We start from the raw sequence: 15,303 nt of genomic DNA on the forward strand, positions 1-15,303 counted from the left end.
ATCTGAGGGACGGCGGCGCCTCAGGCGTCCGCGATCGCCTGGTTGAGTGCATCGGCGCTCTGATGGAGGTGTGTCAGGACCCTCCGCGCGTGGTCCGGCCCATGGTCAGACAATCCGTCAGCGGGTACCAGTCGAACGGCACCGAGTGAGGCCAATGCCAGTCCGAGCCCCCGCCAGGGCCGCAGCAGCACGTCGGCTGTCTCCTGCACCCGGGGAGCACTGCCGCCGGCAAGCCGCACGCCGGCCCAGAGGGTCCTGCCTCCTTCGATCAGTTCGGCGAGGATCTCCCACTGACGGGTGGATACACCGCCGACCGGAACAGCAACTCCCAGCCCGGGCACCCGCTGCACGAGGGCGAGCTGTTCGGGCGTCCGGAGTGACAGCATAACGGCGGATGCTCCCGCGTTGCGGGCGCCATCGGCCAGGAGCGTCCAGGCTTCCACTGCCTCCTGTTCCGGTATGGCCCGCAGGGTTCGGTACCCGCTCGCGGTGGGTATGCCGCCGCCCAGCACGCCTGCGATCTCCGGTTCGTCCAGCTGCAGCGTGAGTTTCGCTCCCGGACTGGCGGCGGCCGCGCGGTGCAGTAGCGATGCGACGCCGTCAAGGAGCGCGTCGCGGAGATCGCGCCGGGCCCCATAATCGATGAGGGCGCGTTCACCGTTATGCAGGTGCAGGTTCGCGGCGAGCGACAGCGGTCCCCGACAGTGCACCTTGAGCGCGTGTGCCGGGCGTTCTTCCTCACCCACCAGGTCGGCGAGGACGTTGATATCCGTGGACAGCGCGGAGACCGCCCGCCGGAGATCCTTGCCGGGCCGGTCCACCAGCCTCCAGCCGTGGGGCTGGAGGTCGACAGGCAGTTCGGACAGTAACGCCGCAGTCCTGCCGATCTCATCGCTTCCTGCTCCCCGTTCAGGCAGGGAAGGCAGGAAGGGAAGGTTGGGGCTGCCGAGTTCACCGCGGATGACCCGGAGCGCTTCGACGGGGTCCTGACCGGGCCAGTCCCCGAGCGCCGTGACCGTCACCGCGCCGGAGTCAGGCAACGTAGAGTCAGGCAAGACGGAGCCGGGCAACGCAGACTCAGGCCGGGCGGCGTCAGGCCGCGAACCCGGACGAGGGACCGCTGCGTCGTCAGGCATCACGTGCGACGTGGTTCTGTGAAATGTCCTGGTGATGGCGAATGACCTCGGAAATGATGAAGTTCAGGAATTTTTCCGCGAACGCCGGGTCAAGGTTCGCTTCCTCCGCGAGGGCACGCAGCCGGGTGATCTGGGCTGCCTCGCGGTCAGGGTCCGCCGGCGGCAGTTTGTGTTCGGCCTTCAGATGGCCCACCCGCTGGGTGGCCTTGAACCGCTCGGCGAGCAGATAGACCAGAGTGGCGTCGATGTTGTCGATACTGCCCCGGACTGAGAGAAGCTCCTCCATGACTGCGGGATCAACTTCACCCGCGAGGGAACTCGCTGAGGGATCAAAACGGCGGGGTTTCTCAGTCATGGTTCCAGTTAAGCAGACTGCGCAGGGGCACAGCGCATTGTGTCCGGAACCGGCCGGGTGCTAACGCGCCGGCGCCAGATCCGGGCGCTCCAGGGACCGGGCCGAATCCAGGGTCGCCTGGCCCAGTACCCGGGTGCCCTGGTAGATCACCACGGTCTGTCCGGGAGCTACCCCGCGCATCGGTTCGATGAGCCGCACCACCAGGTGTTCGCGGCCGTCCTCGTCCCTCTCGACGTGGGCGCGCGCGTCGACCGGGTCGCCGTGGGCGCGCACCTGCGCCATGCAGTCGAATTCCTCGCCGGTGTCGACGGCGGGAATGGGCAGGCCCGCCCAGGACACCTTGATGCCGCGCAGTTGGTCAACCGCAAGCATGCGTTCGGGGCCCACCACCACGGTGTTTTCCTTCGGACGGATCTCCAGGACAAACCGGGGCTTGCCATCCGGAGCGGGGCGTCCGAGCTTCAGACCCTTCCGCTGGCCGACAGTAAACGCGTTGGCGCCCGGGTGGGTGCCGATCGTCTCGCCGTCAACATCGACGATGTTGCCCTCGCTGAGCTCAATCCGCTCTTCCAGCCAGCCCCGGGTGTCGCCGTCGGGAATGAAGCAGATGTCATGGCTGTCCGGCTTGTTGGCGACCGAGAGTCCCCGCCGCTCCGCTTCGGCCCGTACTTCCGCCTTGGACGGTGTCTCAGCGAGCGGGAACATTGAATGCTTCAGCTGCTCGTGCGTCAGCACTCCGAGCACGTAGGACTGGTCCTTGGCCCAGTCCGCCGCACGGTGCAGTTCGCGGCTGCCGTCAGCGTTCTCGATGACCTTCGCGTAATGCCCGGTGCAGACCGCATCGAAACCCAGGGCGAGGGCCTTCTCGAGCAGGGCGGCGAACTTGATGCGCTCATTGCACCGCATGCACGGGTTCGGAGTGCGTCCGGCGGCGTACTCGGCAATGAAGTCGTCCACCACGTCTTCCTTGAACCGCTCCGAGAAGTCCCAGACGTAGTAAGGAATGCCGAGGATGTCGCAGGCACGCCAGGCGTCCCGGCTGTCCTCGATGGTGCAGCATCCGCGGCTCCCGGTGCGCAGCGTGCCGGGCATGCGGGAGAGCGCCAGATGGACTCCGACGACGTCGTGGCCCGCCTCGACCGCTCGGGCCGCCGCGACGGCCGAATCGACTCCGCCGCTCATGGCTGCGAGTACTCTCATTGTCGTGCGTTCTCCCTTAGCTAAAACCTGTTCCTGCTGTCTGGATGGATGATGCCTGGCCGGACATGCCGGCTTTGCGGGCACGCTCGTATGCCTCAGGCAGTGCGGCCACCAAGGCGTCAACGTCTTCCGGCGTCGATGTATGCCCGAGGCTGAACCGCTGGGCGCCCCGGGCTTCCGTTTCACTCAGTCCCATGGCCAGGAGCACGTGCGATGGCCGGGGTACTCCGGCGGTGCAGGCGGACCCGGTGGAGGACTCCACGCCCGCCATGTCGAGCAGGAAGAGCAGCGAGTCCCCCTCGCAGCCGGGGAAGGTGAAGTGCGCGTTACCCGGCAGCCGGTCGACGCGCGGCCCCCTCAGTACCGCTTCCGGCACAACACGCCCGACGCCGGCGATCAGCTGATCCCGCAGGTCCACCAGCCGTTGGGACTCTGCCGGAAGGTGGGCGACGGCGCCCTCCGCTGCCGCGGCAAACGCGGCGATGCCGGCGGTGTCCAGGGTGCCGGACCGGATGTCCCGCTCCTGTCCGCCGCCGTGCTGCACGGGGGTGAGCTTCACGGCCCGCCCCACCAGCAGTGCGCCCACGCCGACGGGTCCTCCGATTTTGTGTCCGCTGACGGCCATGGTGGCAAGCCCGGAGTCGGCGAAGGAGACCGGCACGGAGCCGAAGGCCTGGACCGCATCGGAGTGCACCGGGATCCCGTGCCGGGCAGCGAGCGCGGTAATGTCCGCAACCGGCTGGAGCGCTCCCACCTCGTTGTTCGCCCACATCACGGTGACCAACGCGATCCGGTCTGCGCCGGCGTCGAGCTCCTGCTCAAGGACGTCCAGCCGGACGATGCCCTCTTCGGTGACCGGAAGCCAGATGACGTCCGCACCCTCATGCCGCTCAAGCCACTCGACGGCATCCTGGACCGCAGGGTGCTCGACGGCGCTGCACAGGATGCGCGTCCGCCGCGCGTCGGCATCGCTTCTGGCCCAGAAAAGGCCCTTCACAGCAAGGTTGTCAGCCTCGGTCCCCCCGGAAGTGAAGATGACCTCGGAAGCGTGCGCACCTGCCGCGCGGGCAAGGGTTTCACGGGCGTCCTCGACCACCCTGCGGGCACGCCGGCCGGAGCCGTGCAGCGACGAGGGGTTGCCGCTGCGGCTGAGTTCGGTGGTGAGTGCGGCGAGCGCGGGCGCCGAGAGGGGCGTGGTCGCCGCGTGATCAAGGTACACGGGCACCCATCGATTCTATCGTTGGCGGTCTCCAAAGCCGAACGCAGCCCGTTGAATTGTCAGGACACGCCGCTTTCCCACCTCCAGAAGGGGTGTATCCTGCCAACTCGGCGGGCGCGGCCCGCTGTCAGGATGGACTGATACAAATGAGCTGTGGAAAAAACCCCCGTGCGTACCGGCTCCCCGCAGTTTCTTCCCCGCCTGCTGCACCCGACGCATGAGTTCGGACCACGCACCCTCGATTTCAACCGCCGGATCGCCCTGATGGCGATCATCAACCGCACACCGGACTCCTTCTACGACGGCGGCCGCACCTTTGCGCTGGAGGCCGCCGTGGATGCCGCACTGCAGGCAGCCGACGACGGCGCCGACTGGGTGGACATCGGCGGGGCACCCTTCGCACCCGGTCCGGCCATACCGGCCGGCGAGGAAGCCGACCGGATTGTTCCGGTGATCGAAGCGGTGAGGGCGGCCTCCGACGTCGTCATCTCCGCGGATACGTTCCTTCCGGAAGTGGCGGAGAAAGCCATCCGGGCAGGAGCCAACGTGGTCAACGACACCACCGGGCTGCGCAACCGGGACCTCGCCGCCGTCATCGCGGAGACCGGCGTCCATGTGGTCATCACCCACAGCCTGGCCGAACCGCGGACCGTTTTTGGACGGCCCGTCTACACCGATGTGGTCACCGAGGTGGCGGACTTCCTGGTGCGGCAGGTGGAACTGGCTGCGGCCCTCGGAATCCGGGAGGACAGGATCATCGTGGATCCCGGCCATGACCTGAACAAGAACACCCTGCACTCGCTGGAGATCACGCGCCGGTTTTCCGAAATCGCGCAGCTGGGATACCCCGCGCTCGCGGCCGTGTCCAACAAGGATTTCATCGGGGAGACGCTGGATCTGCCGAAGAGCGCGCGGGTGGACGGGTCCATCGCGGCTGCCGTCATGTGCGCGCTGGGAGGTGCCAGGATCCTCCGCATGCACAATGTCGCCGCGGCGCGCTCGGCGATCACCATGGTGGAAGCAGCGATGGGGTGGCGGGAGCCGGTGTACCTGAAGCACAACATGGGAGAGAGCAACCAGCCATGATCAACTCGTTGCTCCCGTCTTCCGCGCCGGACCTCTCCGACGAGGACCTGCTCGCGCTGTACGCCTACCCGGCCGCGCGCCCTTGGGTGCGGTTCAACTTCGTGGCCAGCCTCGACGGGTCGGCAACGCACCAGAGCGTGTCCGCACCGCTCGGCAACGACGGCGACCGCCGGTTGTTTGGACTCATCCGGCGGCTGTGCGACGTCATCCTGGTGGGCGCGGGCACGGTGCGCGCCGAAGGATACTCGGGCCCGCTGGTGAACGGGGAAGAAGCGGAATGGCGGGCAGCCCACGGACTCGCCGGGCACCCGGCACTGGCCGTCATCTCAGGTACCCTCGACCTCGATCCGGACAGTGACCTCTTCCGGCTCTCTCCGGTGCGTCCGCTGATTTTCACGACGACGGCGGCAGACCCACAGCGCGTACGGAACCTCTCGGAGGTTGCCGACGTCGTCGTCATGGACGGGGAGGGCGTCGGGACGCGCGCCTGTGCGGAAGAACTCCAGGTCAGGGGCCTGGGCCGGATCCTCTGCGAAGGCGGTCCCAGCATCTTCGGCCGTTTCATCGCCGAGGATGCCGCTGATGAACTCTGCCTCTCACTGAGCCCGCTGCTGACCGGGGGCGGGGGCGGGCGCATCGCTGCCGGTGCAGACAGTCCGGACCTGCGCCGCGTGACGCTGGAGTCGCTGCTCGAATCCGATTCCGCTCTGTACGGTCGGTGGGTGCGGGCCGCAGACAGCTAACGGGGAGGAACCACCGACACGTGGTTTCGGAGGTCGGACAGGGCCGCGGTGAGCAGCTCATCACGCGGGCAGGAAACGATGAACGCCAGCGCGGTGCCCGTGGTGTGGAAAAGCCGCAGCGAAACCACGCTCGCGGGAGTTTCCGCCGCCGCTTCCTGCCGGTAGGCCAGGAACTCGACAGACGCCGTCGCATTCCCCGGCGACTCTCCCCACAACCATGTGCTGCCCTCGAGGTATTCAGGCAGGATGCTCGGATCCAGGTAACGGAACAGGGCCTCGGTGGAGGCACGGTCGTCGCCGCTGACGAGGAGGGGGCCCTGCCTGGGCGTGTGGCTCAGCGATACTGTGCAGCCGGCGTCGCTGACGTAGACGGACTCGCCCTGGACGAGCAGGCCGGCCGGGGTCCAGCCGGGCGCCCGGGAGAGAGTTTCGGAGAAGGCAACCTTTTCGGCCGGCTCGATGTATCCACCGCGGTCGAAAGTCATGTCATTACCCACGATCTCCGAGCGCGGCAGCGGCGGCAGCCCGGGGCCGGCAGGGTCAGCAACTGGGGAGCTCGGCAAGGGCGCGGCCGGCACCGTCACAGTCGGGTCCTGTCCCCCGGCACCCGGCGGAACCGGCACTTCGATGCGGCACCCGGTCACCAGGACAGCGAGGGAACCAAGCAGGGCGCAGGTCAGGAGCAACCGAACCCGCCATGCCGCCACCGTGTGCTCCCCCATCGTCGAACCTTCCGTCCTGCCCGTCTACTGTAGCGAGCGCGCAGCCCTGCGCCCGCGTCTCACCGGATCACCGGATCACCGGATCACCGCGCCGTGCGCCTCGGCCACCGTCAGGGCCTGGGCAACGTCGACAACGGCGCCGTGGACGTTGAATTCAGCGGCATCGATTCCCTCGAGGGTGCTCCCGCGGAGGTCCGCCCCGCGCAGGCGGGCACCGTTCCAGGAGATGCTGGTCAGGCGGCAATCGCGCAGGGTGGCGTTCCGGAGGTCCGCGTTGCTGAAGTCGGCCTCGGTGAAGTTGACCTGCGAAAAGGAACTGCGCTGCAGGTCGGCTCCCGCCAGTGAGACGAAGGACCAGTTACCGCCCTCCACCCGGACCGGTTTCAGGGATGAGTCGCTGAAGAGGCTGCCGGTGAACCTGCACGCGTCAAAGCCCGCATCGAAGAAGTTGCAGTGCTCAAAGCGGCAGTTGTCGAAAGCACTGTTGACATGGCTCGACACGTTGAACCGCACGTTCCGGAAGACGCAGCCGCTGAAGATACTGCCTTCGCTGCGCAGTTCGGTGAAGTCGCAGTCGACGAAACGCAGCCCGCTGAAATCCTCGCGCCCGATACCGGCCGCATACCAGTCCAGCCCGCTCCGTACCTCACCGACGCCTGCCATGCCCCTGATGCTATCCGCCCATTTGCCGGTGGTGGACACACCGTTTACAGTCAAGCGCGGAACCTGCGAAGAACGTTCCGGATCCCGTCTCGGACGAAAGGCCCTCATGGCAGCCCCCGACCGCACGTACTACGCCGTGCTCGGGGTGGCCAGAAGCGCCACTGCGAAAGAAATCAAGGACGCCTACCGCAAGGCTGCCCGGACCGCACACCCTGACCAGGGCGGCAGCGCCGAGCTGTTCCATGAGGTGGCTGTGGCCTATGAGATGCTCTCCGATCCCGAGCGCCGCCGGCGCTACGACCGGACCCTCGGTACCGAGGACCCCCTGCCCGGGGCAGGGCGTCCGGCCTCCGCGGCGCGGCGACCGGCGCGGCAGCCTGCCGCCGAGGCCTATTCCCAGCCGCCCCGTTACGAGCCCGCTTACGACGACCCCCGCACCGCGCCCATCCCGCCCGCCCTGGCCGCCCAGCAGGTCCACGGCACGGCCCGCCGGCCAGGCGCGCTCACCCGGCTGCGGCCGGGCGCCGCGGCCCGTTACGACGGCGAGCGCGCCACCGCCCGCCTGATGGAGAGCAGCCTGCTGCCCGGTTTCCCGGCCGCCCGGCTGATTAACGGGCTGGCCTTCGGCGGCGGGACCGACGTCGGGCACGCCGTACTGGCCGGGTACCGCATCGCCGTCGTCGACTCCCTGATGGCTCCCCCCGGGAACTATTCGTGGGACGGGCACCGGTTGAGGCACCATGGGCGCCCAGCCGGGGATGTCCGGATCGCCGAGACGGTGAGGCGGATCCAGGATCTGTTCCCTGAGTGCAACGTTCGCGGCTGGCTGGTGCTGCACGGCAGGCAGAACAATCCCTTTGAGCCGATCGTGGACTATCCGCCGTCCCTGGACCGCTCCGCTCTGGTTTCCGTTCACGTGGCCAACGCCGGAACGCTGCTCCGCGAGGTCCGGCGGTTCCTCTCTGAGGGGCCGCAGCCGAACACCGTGCAGGTCCCGGTGCTGGCCCGTCTGCTCGGCGCAGCCGGGCGCTAGGATTGCACAGTGTTCCGCATTCTCTTCTTCAGACCCGAAATTCCCGGCAATACCGGCAACGCCATCCGCCTGGCCGCGGTTACCGGCGCGGAACTGCACCTGGTGGAGCCGCTCGGCTTCGACCTGGATGACACCAAGCTGCGGCGGGCGGGACTTGACTATCACGACCTCGCGGTCCTGACCGTCCACCCCGACCTCGACGCGGCGCTTGGTGCCCTTCAGCCGGAGAGGCTCTTTGCCTATACCGCCGAAGGAACCACCACGTACTCCGACATCCGGTACCGTCCGGGGGACGTGCTGCTGTTCGGGCCCGAGTCTGTCGGACTACCTGCCGCTGTCAAGAATCACCCGGCCGTCACCTCGACGGTGCGCTTACCCATGCTGCCCTCCCGGCGGTCACTCAATCTTGCCAACTCTGCGTCCATCGTGGTCTACGAGGCCTGGCGCCAGCAGGGATTCGAAGGCGCCCGCCTCCGCCAGCCCACCGTGAAGGAGTACTCGTGACCGACATAGGCAGCCTGTTCGACGACGGCGCCGAGTATTTCGAGCGCCTGTCGCCCGTTCTCTGGAACACCATGGGCAACGCAGTGGTTGCGGCCGCAGACCTGCACATGGGCGACTCTGTACTGGATGCCTGCTGCGGAAGTGGTGCAAGCACCGTTCCGGCAGCCCAGGAGGTGGGCCCTGAGGGCCGGGTTGACGCCGTCGATCTGTCCGCCGCACTGCTCGCCCTGGCCGGCGCGAAGGCCGCCGCCCTCGGCATCGGCAACGTGCGGTTCGCTCAGGCGGACGCCGCGGTGTGGACATCGGATGAGCCCTATGACGCGTTGCTGTGCGGCTACGGGCTCTACTTCCTTCCGGATATGACAGCCGGCCTTGCGCATCTGGCAGCGCAGTTGCGCGGCGGCGGCAAGCTGGCGATGAGCACCTGGCAGGAACACGCTCACCAGCCGTTCGGAACAATCCTGCGCGAGGTCTGCTTCGAGGAGCAGCCGTCCCTGCGGGACACGCCGGTTTCGGCTGCCAACCGGCAAATGGAGGACATCTCGACAGCCGGAAAGCTGCGCGCTTTCCTTGAGGAGGCCGGGTTCGGGGCTATCGAGGTCCATGAAACTCCGCTCCAGGTGCCGTTGGACGGCGAGCTCGCCTGGACCCTGGTGCTCGGCACCGGATACCGCTTCCTGCTGCCGGATGATGCCGAGGCCAGGGAACGGATCCGCAGCCGTTTCCTCGACAGGCTGGGCAGCGAGCCGACCCTCAATGCCGACTCCCTCATTGCGGTGGCTGTGCGTCAATAAGGGGGCCGTTCGGGACCCATCCTTCTCCGTCTCGGCCGCGAACAAGAGGTGTCAGCGGTTGCGGTGCATCAGGCACCCGATCTTCGGAGAATTGGTGGTGGACCATGGGCGGAGCGTCGCTCGGGCGGAGCGTGCTGAACCGCGCCGTGGCGCATCCTGTTCGGTATAGGCAGCCCGGCGCTTTATGCTTGAAACCTATGGATACGCCACGTGTAAGCCGGATAACCCCCACGAGATCAGCTGCTGATCATGCTGCCGGTGAATCCTCGGATGCCGCAGCTGGCCTTGCCGGCCTCCTCGCGCGGATCGCGGAGAAAGACCAGGGCGCGTTCGCTGAGTTCTACGCGCAGACCTCCCGCCGGGTGTACGGCCTCGCCCGCCGTGTCCTGATCGATCCGGAGCTGAGCGAGGACACCACCCAGGAGGTCTACCTTCAGGTGTGGAATATGGCAGAGCGGTTCAATCCGGACGCGGGCAGTCCTATGGCGTGGCTGATGACGCTGGCCCACCGCCGGGCCGTGGACAGGGTCCGGTCCGAGCAAAGCTCCACCGACCGTGAAGCCCGCTATGGGGCGGCTATGCAGGTCAAGGACCATGACGACGTCGTCGACACTGTCACCCAGCGGCTGGAGGCTGAGGCGGTGGTCCAGTGCCTGGAAACCCTGACCGAGACCCAGCAGGAATCGGTGCGGCTCGCTTACTACAGCGGGCTGACCTACCGGGAAGTGGCGGAAAAACTCGATGTGGCGGTCCCGACCATCAAGTCGAGAATCAGAGACGGATTAATTCGATTGAAAACATGTCTGGGGGTGAACTGAGATGCAGGACAAGGATATGAACAAGCAGTTTGCAGATGATCTACGGCAGGACCTGGCGGGAGGCCTCGCCCCCGAGTGGGCTGAGATGTACGCCCTGGATGCTGTGAGCGAAGAGGAGCGCACCACACTCGAGGACTACATCTCAGGCGCCGCTCCCGAGGTTCGCGACGCCTTCAACGCGCGGGTACGTGCTGCACGGGAGACGCTTGCCACCGCTTATGCCACCTCCGAGGAAGAACCGCCGGCCGGTCTCTTTGCACGGATCGTTGAGAGCCTCCCCTCCGAAGCTTCGCCGGCAGCGGCGCCGGCCGCTGGTCCCGTCGCTGCTCCGGTCGGGGATGAGCTCAGTGCCCGGCGCGGTGCTCGTCGCCCGCAGTCCGCCGCAGGCCGGTGGCTGCTTGCCGCAGCGGCCGCGGTGGTCGTCGTCGTCGGCGGTGTGACGGTCGCCCAGAATCTGCAGCCGTCCTCCATCGAGCAGCAGGTCCTCCAGGCGGTGGATGTCCAGCGGGAAGAAGTTACGATCGGGGACAGCGGCACGGCTGAACTGGCGTTTTCCGCATCCAGGGACGCAGCGGTGGTCACCCTTGACGGTGTCCCGGCTCCGCCCGAAGGGAAGGTGTACCAGATGTGGCGGCTTCCGGCGGACGGTGCAACTCCGGAGTCGCTGGGAACCATGACCGGCGAGGACGTCGCCCACACCGAGCTGGCGATTGAGGGAATCAACGCGTACCGGGGTCTGGCGATCACCGTCGAGCCCGAGGGCGGATCGGAGACCCCGACCCTGCCGATCGTGGTCGAGATTCCCTTTGACGCCTGACTAGAACCCTGCAATGGTGGCTTCGGTGTTCACCGGGACCACCTGGAAGGCCTCGGCGCTGGACCCGGCCGGCAGTCCTCCGCGCGCAGCGTTCGCTGCGAGGAACCCACGGACGGCAGCATTCATGCGGTCGAGGTCAGGGTGCTGGCTCGCGTGGAAACGCAGAGCGCGCATCTTGTCTTCCACATGGTCGGAGACATCAACAAAGTGGTTCTCCAGCTGCGTTGGTCCACCGAAGAACCAGAGCCACGGCACCCGGTAGGCGCCGAGGCCGCGGGCCGCCAGCTCAGGAAAGGCGTAGGGATTCTCGACCGCCGGGTAAATGGCACGCGTGACAGCTTCACCGCACGCCAGATGGTCCGGGTGGCTCTTCTGGATTCGCTCCCAGTTACGCTCCGGATGCATGGCCAGGACAATCTGCGGCCGCACGCGCCTGATGAGTTCGACGACGCCGGCCACCACGTCGACCGTCGGTTCCAGGTAGCCGTCCCGGTATCCCAGGAAGTGCACTGAGTCCACACCCAGCAGCCGCGCCGCCGAGCGCTGCTCTTCGCGCCGACGCTCCACGATGTCCGGACGGTGCTCATCCGAGAAACCACCGGCGTCGCCGTCGGTCATGATGCAATATTCAACAGCGACGCCGGCTGCACGCCACTTCGCGACCGTACCGGCGGCTCCGAAATCGATGTCATCGGGGTGGGCCACGAAGCACAGGACACGGCTCACACCCGCCTGGAGATCCTCGGGGATGGAGGCCGTGCTCACGTTCTGCGCTTCCTGATCTCCTCAGTTGCCTGCGGAAGCACTGAGGTCAGGTCTCCCACAATTCCGAAGTCGGCGATCTCGAAGACCGGCGCGTCAGGGTCCTTGTTGATGGCCACGATGATCTTGGCCGTCTGCATTCCGGCCTTCTGCTGGATAGCCCCGGAGATGCCGGCGGAAACGTAGAGCTGCGGCGAGACCGTTTTGCCGGTCTGGCCGATCTGGGCCGAATGGTCGATCCAGCCGGCGTCCGTTGCTGCGCGCGATGCTCCGACAGCGCCGCCGAGCGCATCCGCCAGATCCTCAAGCGGGCCGAAGTCGCCGTCCACGCCCCTGCCGCCCGCCACGACGATGCGGGCCTCATCAAGTGACGGCCGGCCGCTGGGTGCCTTCTCCGACCGGCCGGTGATCCGTGCGGCGGCGGGTGCTGCCACGTCAACCGGGTGGACGGCAGGTGCGGTGCCGCCCTGCGGCGCGGCGGCCTCCACGCTGTTGGCCTTGACCGTAATGATGGGCCGTCCGGTGGTCACTGAGGCGTTCACAGTGTAGGAGCCTGCAAACACCGCCTTGGTGACCGCGAAGCTCTCATCCACCGCGACGGCGTCGGTAATCACTCCCGATGAGAGCCGGATACCGGCCCTGGCCGCGATTTCCTTCGCCTCGAACGTGTTCCCGAGAAGCACCGCCCCAGCGTCGGCAGCCTCAGCCGCCGCGGCGAGGAACGCCGCCTTGCCCGCGACCAGCAGCTCGTCCAGGCCTGCATTCGAGGGCTGGTAGACGGCGCCGACGCCGTAGGCGCCGAGTTCGGCCGCAACCTGGTCTCCCAGCTCCCCCACCAGCGCGACGGCGGGCTCTCCAAGGGTGGCCGCGAGGGTCAGCAGCTCACGGTCGGTCTTATGCAGGTTCTCACCGGGCGTATCGATGTACACGAGGACTTTTGCCATTCAACGGCTCCTTGTAGGTTGTGTCGCTGCGTCCGCGGCCGCTACAGCAGCTTCTGTTCTGCGAGGAAATCGACCAGACGCCGCCCGGCATCGCCTTCATCGGTGATGATGACGCCCTGGGACCGCGCAGGGCGGGGCTGCGCGTCCTCGACCCGGGTCCATGCTCCGGCGTGCCCCACCTCCGACGGGTCCACCCCCACGTCAGCGAGTGAGAGGACACTGATCTGCTTTTTCTTGGCTGCCATGATGCCCTTGAAATTGGGGTACCGGGGCTCATTGATCTGGTCGGTCACCGAGACGATTGCGGGCAGGGTGCTTTCCACTGTCTCCGCCACGTTGTCACTCTCGCGGCGTGCGGTAAGGTGCCACGCACCGCCGTCGTGCCGCAGTTCAAGACTCGACGCAAAGGTTACCTGCGGCAGCTCCAGCAGCTCCGCAAGCTGCGCCGGCACCAGCGAGGTCTCCCCGTCAGTGGAGGCCATGCCGGTGAGCACCAGGTCCACGTCACCCAGATGCCGGATAACGGCGGCGAGCGCGCGCGAGGTGCCGGAGGCGTCAGAGCCGGCCAGTGCGTCGTCGGTGAGGTGGACACCTTCATGGGCGCCGATCTGGAGGGACTTCTTGACTGCGTTCACCGCGCCCGCCCCGCCCATGGTCACTGCCGTCACGCGGTGGCCCGCGCCGTCCCCGCCATGCGCTTCAACGAGCTGCAGCGCCGCCTCAAGGGCGTACTCGTCGAGCTCCGACAGGATGCTCTCCGAACGGTCCGTGGTGCGGTCGTCTCCATTGAGGTGACGATCGAACTGCGTATCCGGTACGTGCTTCACCAACACCGCGATTCTCAGCGCGGGAGTGGTCTCGTCCATGTGCTGCCTTTCCTCCGGCTTCCAGCTGGCCCGCACACAAGCTAACCACACGGGTGTGCCGATTACCGCAGCTATATGACGAAGCAGCGGCCCGCCGGTGCACGGGCCGCTGCTTCGCTGATTCCGGGGTCTGCCTGGTTACGCCGGCGCCTGTCCCACCGTGACATCAAGGGTCAGGGTTTCGCCGCCGCGCACGAGTTCGACCTGGGCGGATTCGCCTTCGGCGAGCATCCGGACGGCCGCGGTCAGGGCCTGCGGGTCTTCGATGGGCAGGTCACCGACGCGGGTGATGATGTCGCCTTCCTGGAACCCGGCTGCCTCAGCCGGGCTGCCCGCCTCCACGGTCTGGACCTGCGCCCCGATGGAGAAGGAGCTGCTGCCCTCCGCGTTGCCGGATGCTGCTGCTCCCACGCTGACACCGAGGAAACCGTGCGAGGCTTCTCCAGTGGCGATGATCTCCTCGGCTACGCGCTGGGCATAGTTGATCGGAATCGAGAAACCCACCCCGATGTTGCCGGCGCTCTCCCCGGTACCTGCGGAAGCGATTGCGACGTTGACACCGATGATCCGCCCCTCTGAATCAACCAGCGCGCCCCCCGAGTTGCCCTGGTTGATGGCGGCGTCCGTCTGGATGACGTTGAGATAGATGGAGCCCTGCCCGCCCGGCTGGGGCGCCTGGGAACCGTCCGGCGGTAGGAAGTTGAAGCCGTCTCCCGGGTCCTGTTCCGGCGCGTCGGACTGTTCCTCGGGAACAGCCGAGGACTGCACGCTGATTGTCCGGTTGAGGGTGGAGATGATCCCGTCGGTGACAGTGCCGCTCAGGCCCAGCGGCGCTCCGATCGCGATGGCGACGTCGCCGACGTTGAGGGCGGAGGAATCTGCGAGGGTTGCCGGCTGAAGGTCCGGCGCATCGATCTTGATCACTGCCAGGTCCGAGAGCGGATCCGTGCCGACCACCTGCGCCTGGAACACCCGGCCGTCATTGGTGCGGACCTCCACAGCGGGATCCGCCACCTGACCGCCGAGGGTGACAACGTGGGTGTTGGTGAGGATGTGCCCCTCTGCATCGAGGATGATCCCGGAGCCCGAGCCGCCTGAGCCGCCTCCGTTCACGGAAATCGTGACGACGCTGGGGGACGCCTTGGCTGCGGCGCCCGTGATCTGGTTCACGCTCTCGGTGTCGTTGACCACCACCGATTGGGGCTGCGCCGCGCCGTTGTTCGACGCGGGGTTGCCCGATTCAAGCAGCGCATCCGTACCGGCCGCGACGCCGCCGCCGACGAGCCCCGCTATCAGCATGCCGGCCAGGAAGGTTCCGGTGCCGATCCGCTTCTTCCCCCCGGACTGCTTCTCACCGGACCCTTCCGTGTGAGAAGGAAGTCCGTAGCCGTAAGAGGTATTGGCCTCGTCGTAGGTGTAGCGATCCGCCTGGTGGTCATCGGCCGCGTAGCCGGAATGCTGGAGCGGGGAAGTAAAAGGCTGCCCCGGATGCTGATCGGTGACCGGCTGACCGGAGTCCGCGGGAGGCGTCGTGGTTCCAGGAGGCGCCGGCGGATTCTGCGGGCGCGGCGGAAGCGGTCCGTTGTATGAACCGGGGTTGTTCTCGGTCATCGGTTGTCCTTTCACTGGTGCTCCCTGAAC

The 15,303-nt window shown here is 67.2% G+C and carries 17 protein-coding genes; 7 read left to right on the forward strand and 10 right to left on the reverse strand.

The window, feature by feature from the left end; genetic code table 11:
* Positions 1-20: 20 nt before the first annotated feature.
* The 4 genes from BLS52_RS00245 to BLS52_RS00260 form a co-directional block, all read right to left on the reverse strand.
* Positions 21-1,055 (reverse strand): uroporphyrinogen decarboxylase/cobalamine-independent methonine synthase family protein, encoded by a 1,035-nt coding sequence (locus tag BLS52_RS00245; protein ID WP_245702631.1) that lies wholly within the window; start codon positions 1,053-1,055, stop codon positions 21-23.
* Positions 1,056-1,128: 73 nt separating this feature from the next.
* Positions 1,129-1,491 carry a chorismate mutase gene (locus BLS52_RS00250; RefSeq protein ID WP_090584102.1) on the reverse strand — a complete coding sequence of 121 codons (363 nt, stop codon included), beginning with the start codon at positions 1,489-1,491 and terminating at the stop codon, positions 1,129-1,131.
* Positions 1,492-1,551: 60 nt separating this feature from the next.
* Positions 1,552-2,691 (reverse strand): tRNA 2-thiouridine(34) synthase MnmA, encoded by a 1,140-nt coding sequence (mnmA, locus tag BLS52_RS00255; RefSeq protein ID WP_090584103.1) that lies wholly within the window; start codon positions 2,689-2,691, stop codon positions 1,552-1,554.
* Positions 2,692-2,707: 16 nt separating this feature from the next.
* Positions 2,708-3,916, reverse strand: coding sequence for a cysteine desulfurase family protein (locus BLS52_RS00260; RefSeq protein WP_090584104.1), 1,209 nt, complete (start codon positions 3,914-3,916; stop codon positions 2,708-2,710).
* 147 nt (positions 3,917-4,063) lie between these two features.
* Here BLS52_RS00260 and folP point away from each other — a divergent pair, with 147 nt between their 5' ends.
* Positions 4,064-4,996 (forward strand): dihydropteroate synthase, encoded by a 933-nt coding sequence (folP, locus tag BLS52_RS00265; RefSeq protein ID WP_245702632.1) that lies wholly within the window; start codon positions 4,064-4,066, stop codon positions 4,994-4,996.
* Complete coding sequence (locus tag BLS52_RS00270; RefSeq protein WP_090584105.1) at positions 4,993-5,739, forward strand: pyrimidine reductase family protein; 747 nt, start codon at positions 4,993-4,995, stop codon at positions 5,737-5,739. Before folP ends, BLS52_RS00270 begins: the two co-directional genes overlap by 4 nt.
* On the opposite strand, the gene BLS52_RS00275 is transcribed toward BLS52_RS00270, so the two are convergent.
* Both BLS52_RS00275 and BLS52_RS00280 read right to left on the reverse strand, forming a co-directional pair.
* On the reverse strand, positions 5,736-6,461 hold the full coding sequence (locus BLS52_RS00275) for a hypothetical protein (RefSeq protein WP_090584106.1): 726 nt from the start codon (positions 6,459-6,461) through the stop codon (positions 5,736-5,738). The genes BLS52_RS00270 and BLS52_RS00275 overlap by 4 nt on opposite strands.
* 75 nt (positions 6,462-6,536) lie before the next feature.
* The gene (locus tag BLS52_RS00280; RefSeq protein WP_175460048.1) at positions 6,537-7,124 is read right to left on the reverse strand and encodes a pentapeptide repeat-containing protein; all 588 of its coding nucleotides are present in this window, start codon (positions 7,122-7,124) and stop codon (positions 6,537-6,539) included.
* Between the two features lie 106 nt (positions 7,125-7,230).
* Between BLS52_RS00280 and BLS52_RS00285 the strand changes: the two genes are divergently transcribed.
* The 5 genes from BLS52_RS00285 (at position 7,231) to BLS52_RS00305 (ending at position 11,090) form a co-directional block, all read left to right on the forward strand.
* Positions 7,231-8,157 carry a J domain-containing protein gene (locus BLS52_RS00285; protein WP_090584108.1) on the forward strand — a complete coding sequence of 309 codons (927 nt, stop codon included), beginning with the start codon at positions 7,231-7,233 and terminating at the stop codon, positions 8,155-8,157.
* A 9-nt stretch (positions 8,158-8,166) separates the two neighbouring features.
* A complete protein-coding gene (locus BLS52_RS00290; protein ID WP_090584109.1) occupies positions 8,167-8,661 on the forward strand; it encodes a tRNA (cytidine(34)-2'-O)-methyltransferase in 495 nt (164 codons plus the stop codon).
* Complete coding sequence (locus tag BLS52_RS00295) at positions 8,658-9,455, forward strand: methyltransferase domain-containing protein (protein ID WP_090584110.1); 798 nt, start codon at positions 8,658-8,660, stop codon at positions 9,453-9,455. Before BLS52_RS00290 ends, BLS52_RS00295 begins: the two co-directional genes overlap by 4 nt.
* A gap of 197 nt (positions 9,456-9,652) precedes the next feature.
* The gene (gene sigK / locus BLS52_RS00300; protein ID WP_090584111.1) at positions 9,653-10,273 is read left to right on the forward strand and encodes an ECF RNA polymerase sigma factor SigK; all 621 of its coding nucleotides are present in this window, start codon (positions 9,653-9,655) and stop codon (positions 10,271-10,273) included.
* A gap of 16 nt (positions 10,274-10,289) precedes the next feature.
* A complete protein-coding gene (locus BLS52_RS00305) occupies positions 10,290-11,090 on the forward strand; it encodes an anti-sigma factor (RefSeq protein WP_245702633.1) in 801 nt (266 codons plus the stop codon).
* On the opposite strand, the gene BLS52_RS00310 is transcribed toward BLS52_RS00305, so the two are convergent.
* The 4 genes from BLS52_RS00310 to BLS52_RS00325 form a co-directional block, all read right to left on the reverse strand.
* A complete protein-coding gene (locus BLS52_RS00310) occupies positions 11,091-11,855 on the reverse strand; it encodes a PIG-L deacetylase family protein (protein ID WP_090584113.1) in 765 nt (254 codons plus the stop codon). It abuts the gene before it with no gap.
* Complete coding sequence (locus tag BLS52_RS00315) at positions 11,852-12,796, reverse strand: electron transfer flavoprotein subunit alpha/FixB family protein (protein WP_026544158.1); 945 nt, start codon at positions 12,794-12,796, stop codon at positions 11,852-11,854. The genes BLS52_RS00310 and BLS52_RS00315 overlap by 4 nt, the downstream gene beginning before the upstream one ends.
* A 41-nt stretch (positions 12,797-12,837) precedes the next feature.
* Positions 12,838-13,662: an electron transfer flavoprotein subunit beta/FixA family protein gene (locus BLS52_RS00320; RefSeq protein WP_026544159.1), complete on the reverse strand. Its 825-nt coding sequence runs from the start codon at positions 13,660-13,662 to the stop codon at positions 12,838-12,840.
* Between the two features lie 138 nt (positions 13,663-13,800).
* The gene (locus BLS52_RS00325) at positions 13,801-15,273 is read right to left on the reverse strand and encodes a S1C family serine protease (RefSeq protein ID WP_035777895.1); all 1,473 of its coding nucleotides are present in this window, start codon (positions 15,271-15,273) and stop codon (positions 13,801-13,803) included.
* Positions 15,274-15,303 lie beyond the last annotated feature (30 nt).

This window comes from Arthrobacter subterraneus, assembly GCF_900099735.1.
Classification (GTDB): Bacteria; Actinomycetota; Actinomycetes; order Actinomycetales; family Micrococcaceae; genus Arthrobacter_D; species Arthrobacter_D subterraneus.

Excerpts from the sequence above, each read along its gene's own strand:
- BLS52_RS00250 (WP_090584102.1), bottom strand. The coding sequence starts at position 1,491 with ATGACTGAGAAACCCCGCCGTTTTGATCCCTCAGCGAGTTCCCTCGCG.
- BLS52_RS00305 (WP_245702633.1), top strand. The coding sequence starts at position 10,290 with ATGAACAAGCAGTTTGCAGATGATCTACGGCAGGACCTGGCGGGAGGC.
- BLS52_RS00285 (WP_090584108.1), top strand. The coding sequence starts at position 7,231 with ATGGCAGCCCCCGACCGCACGTACTACGCCGTGCTCGGGGTGGCCAGA.
- BLS52_RS00270 (WP_090584105.1), top strand. The coding sequence starts at position 4,993 with ATGATCAACTCGTTGCTCCCGTCTTCCGCGCCGGACCTCTCCGACGAG.
- mnmA (WP_090584103.1), bottom strand. The coding sequence starts at position 2,691 with ATGAGAGTACTCGCAGCCATGAGCGGCGGAGTCGATTCGGCCGTCGCG.
- BLS52_RS00280 (WP_175460048.1), bottom strand. The coding sequence starts at position 7,124 with ATGGCAGGCGTCGGTGAGGTACGGAGCGGGCTGGACTGGTATGCGGCC.
- sigK (WP_090584111.1), top strand. The coding sequence starts at position 9,653 with ATGGATACGCCACGTGTAAGCCGGATAACCCCCACGAGATCAGCTGCT.
- BLS52_RS00275 (WP_090584106.1), bottom strand. The coding sequence starts at position 6,461 with ATGGGGGAGCACACGGTGGCGGCATGGCGGGTTCGGTTGCTCCTGACC.
- BLS52_RS00315 (WP_026544158.1), bottom strand. The coding sequence starts at position 12,796 with ATGGCAAAAGTCCTCGTGTACATCGATACGCCCGGTGAGAACCTGCAT.
- BLS52_RS00320 (WP_026544159.1), bottom strand. The coding sequence starts at position 13,662 with ATGGACGAGACCACTCCCGCGCTGAGAATCGCGGTGTTGGTGAAGCAC.
- BLS52_RS00325 (WP_035777895.1), bottom strand. The coding sequence starts at position 15,273 with ATGACCGAGAACAACCCCGGTTCATACAACGGACCGCTTCCGCCGCGC.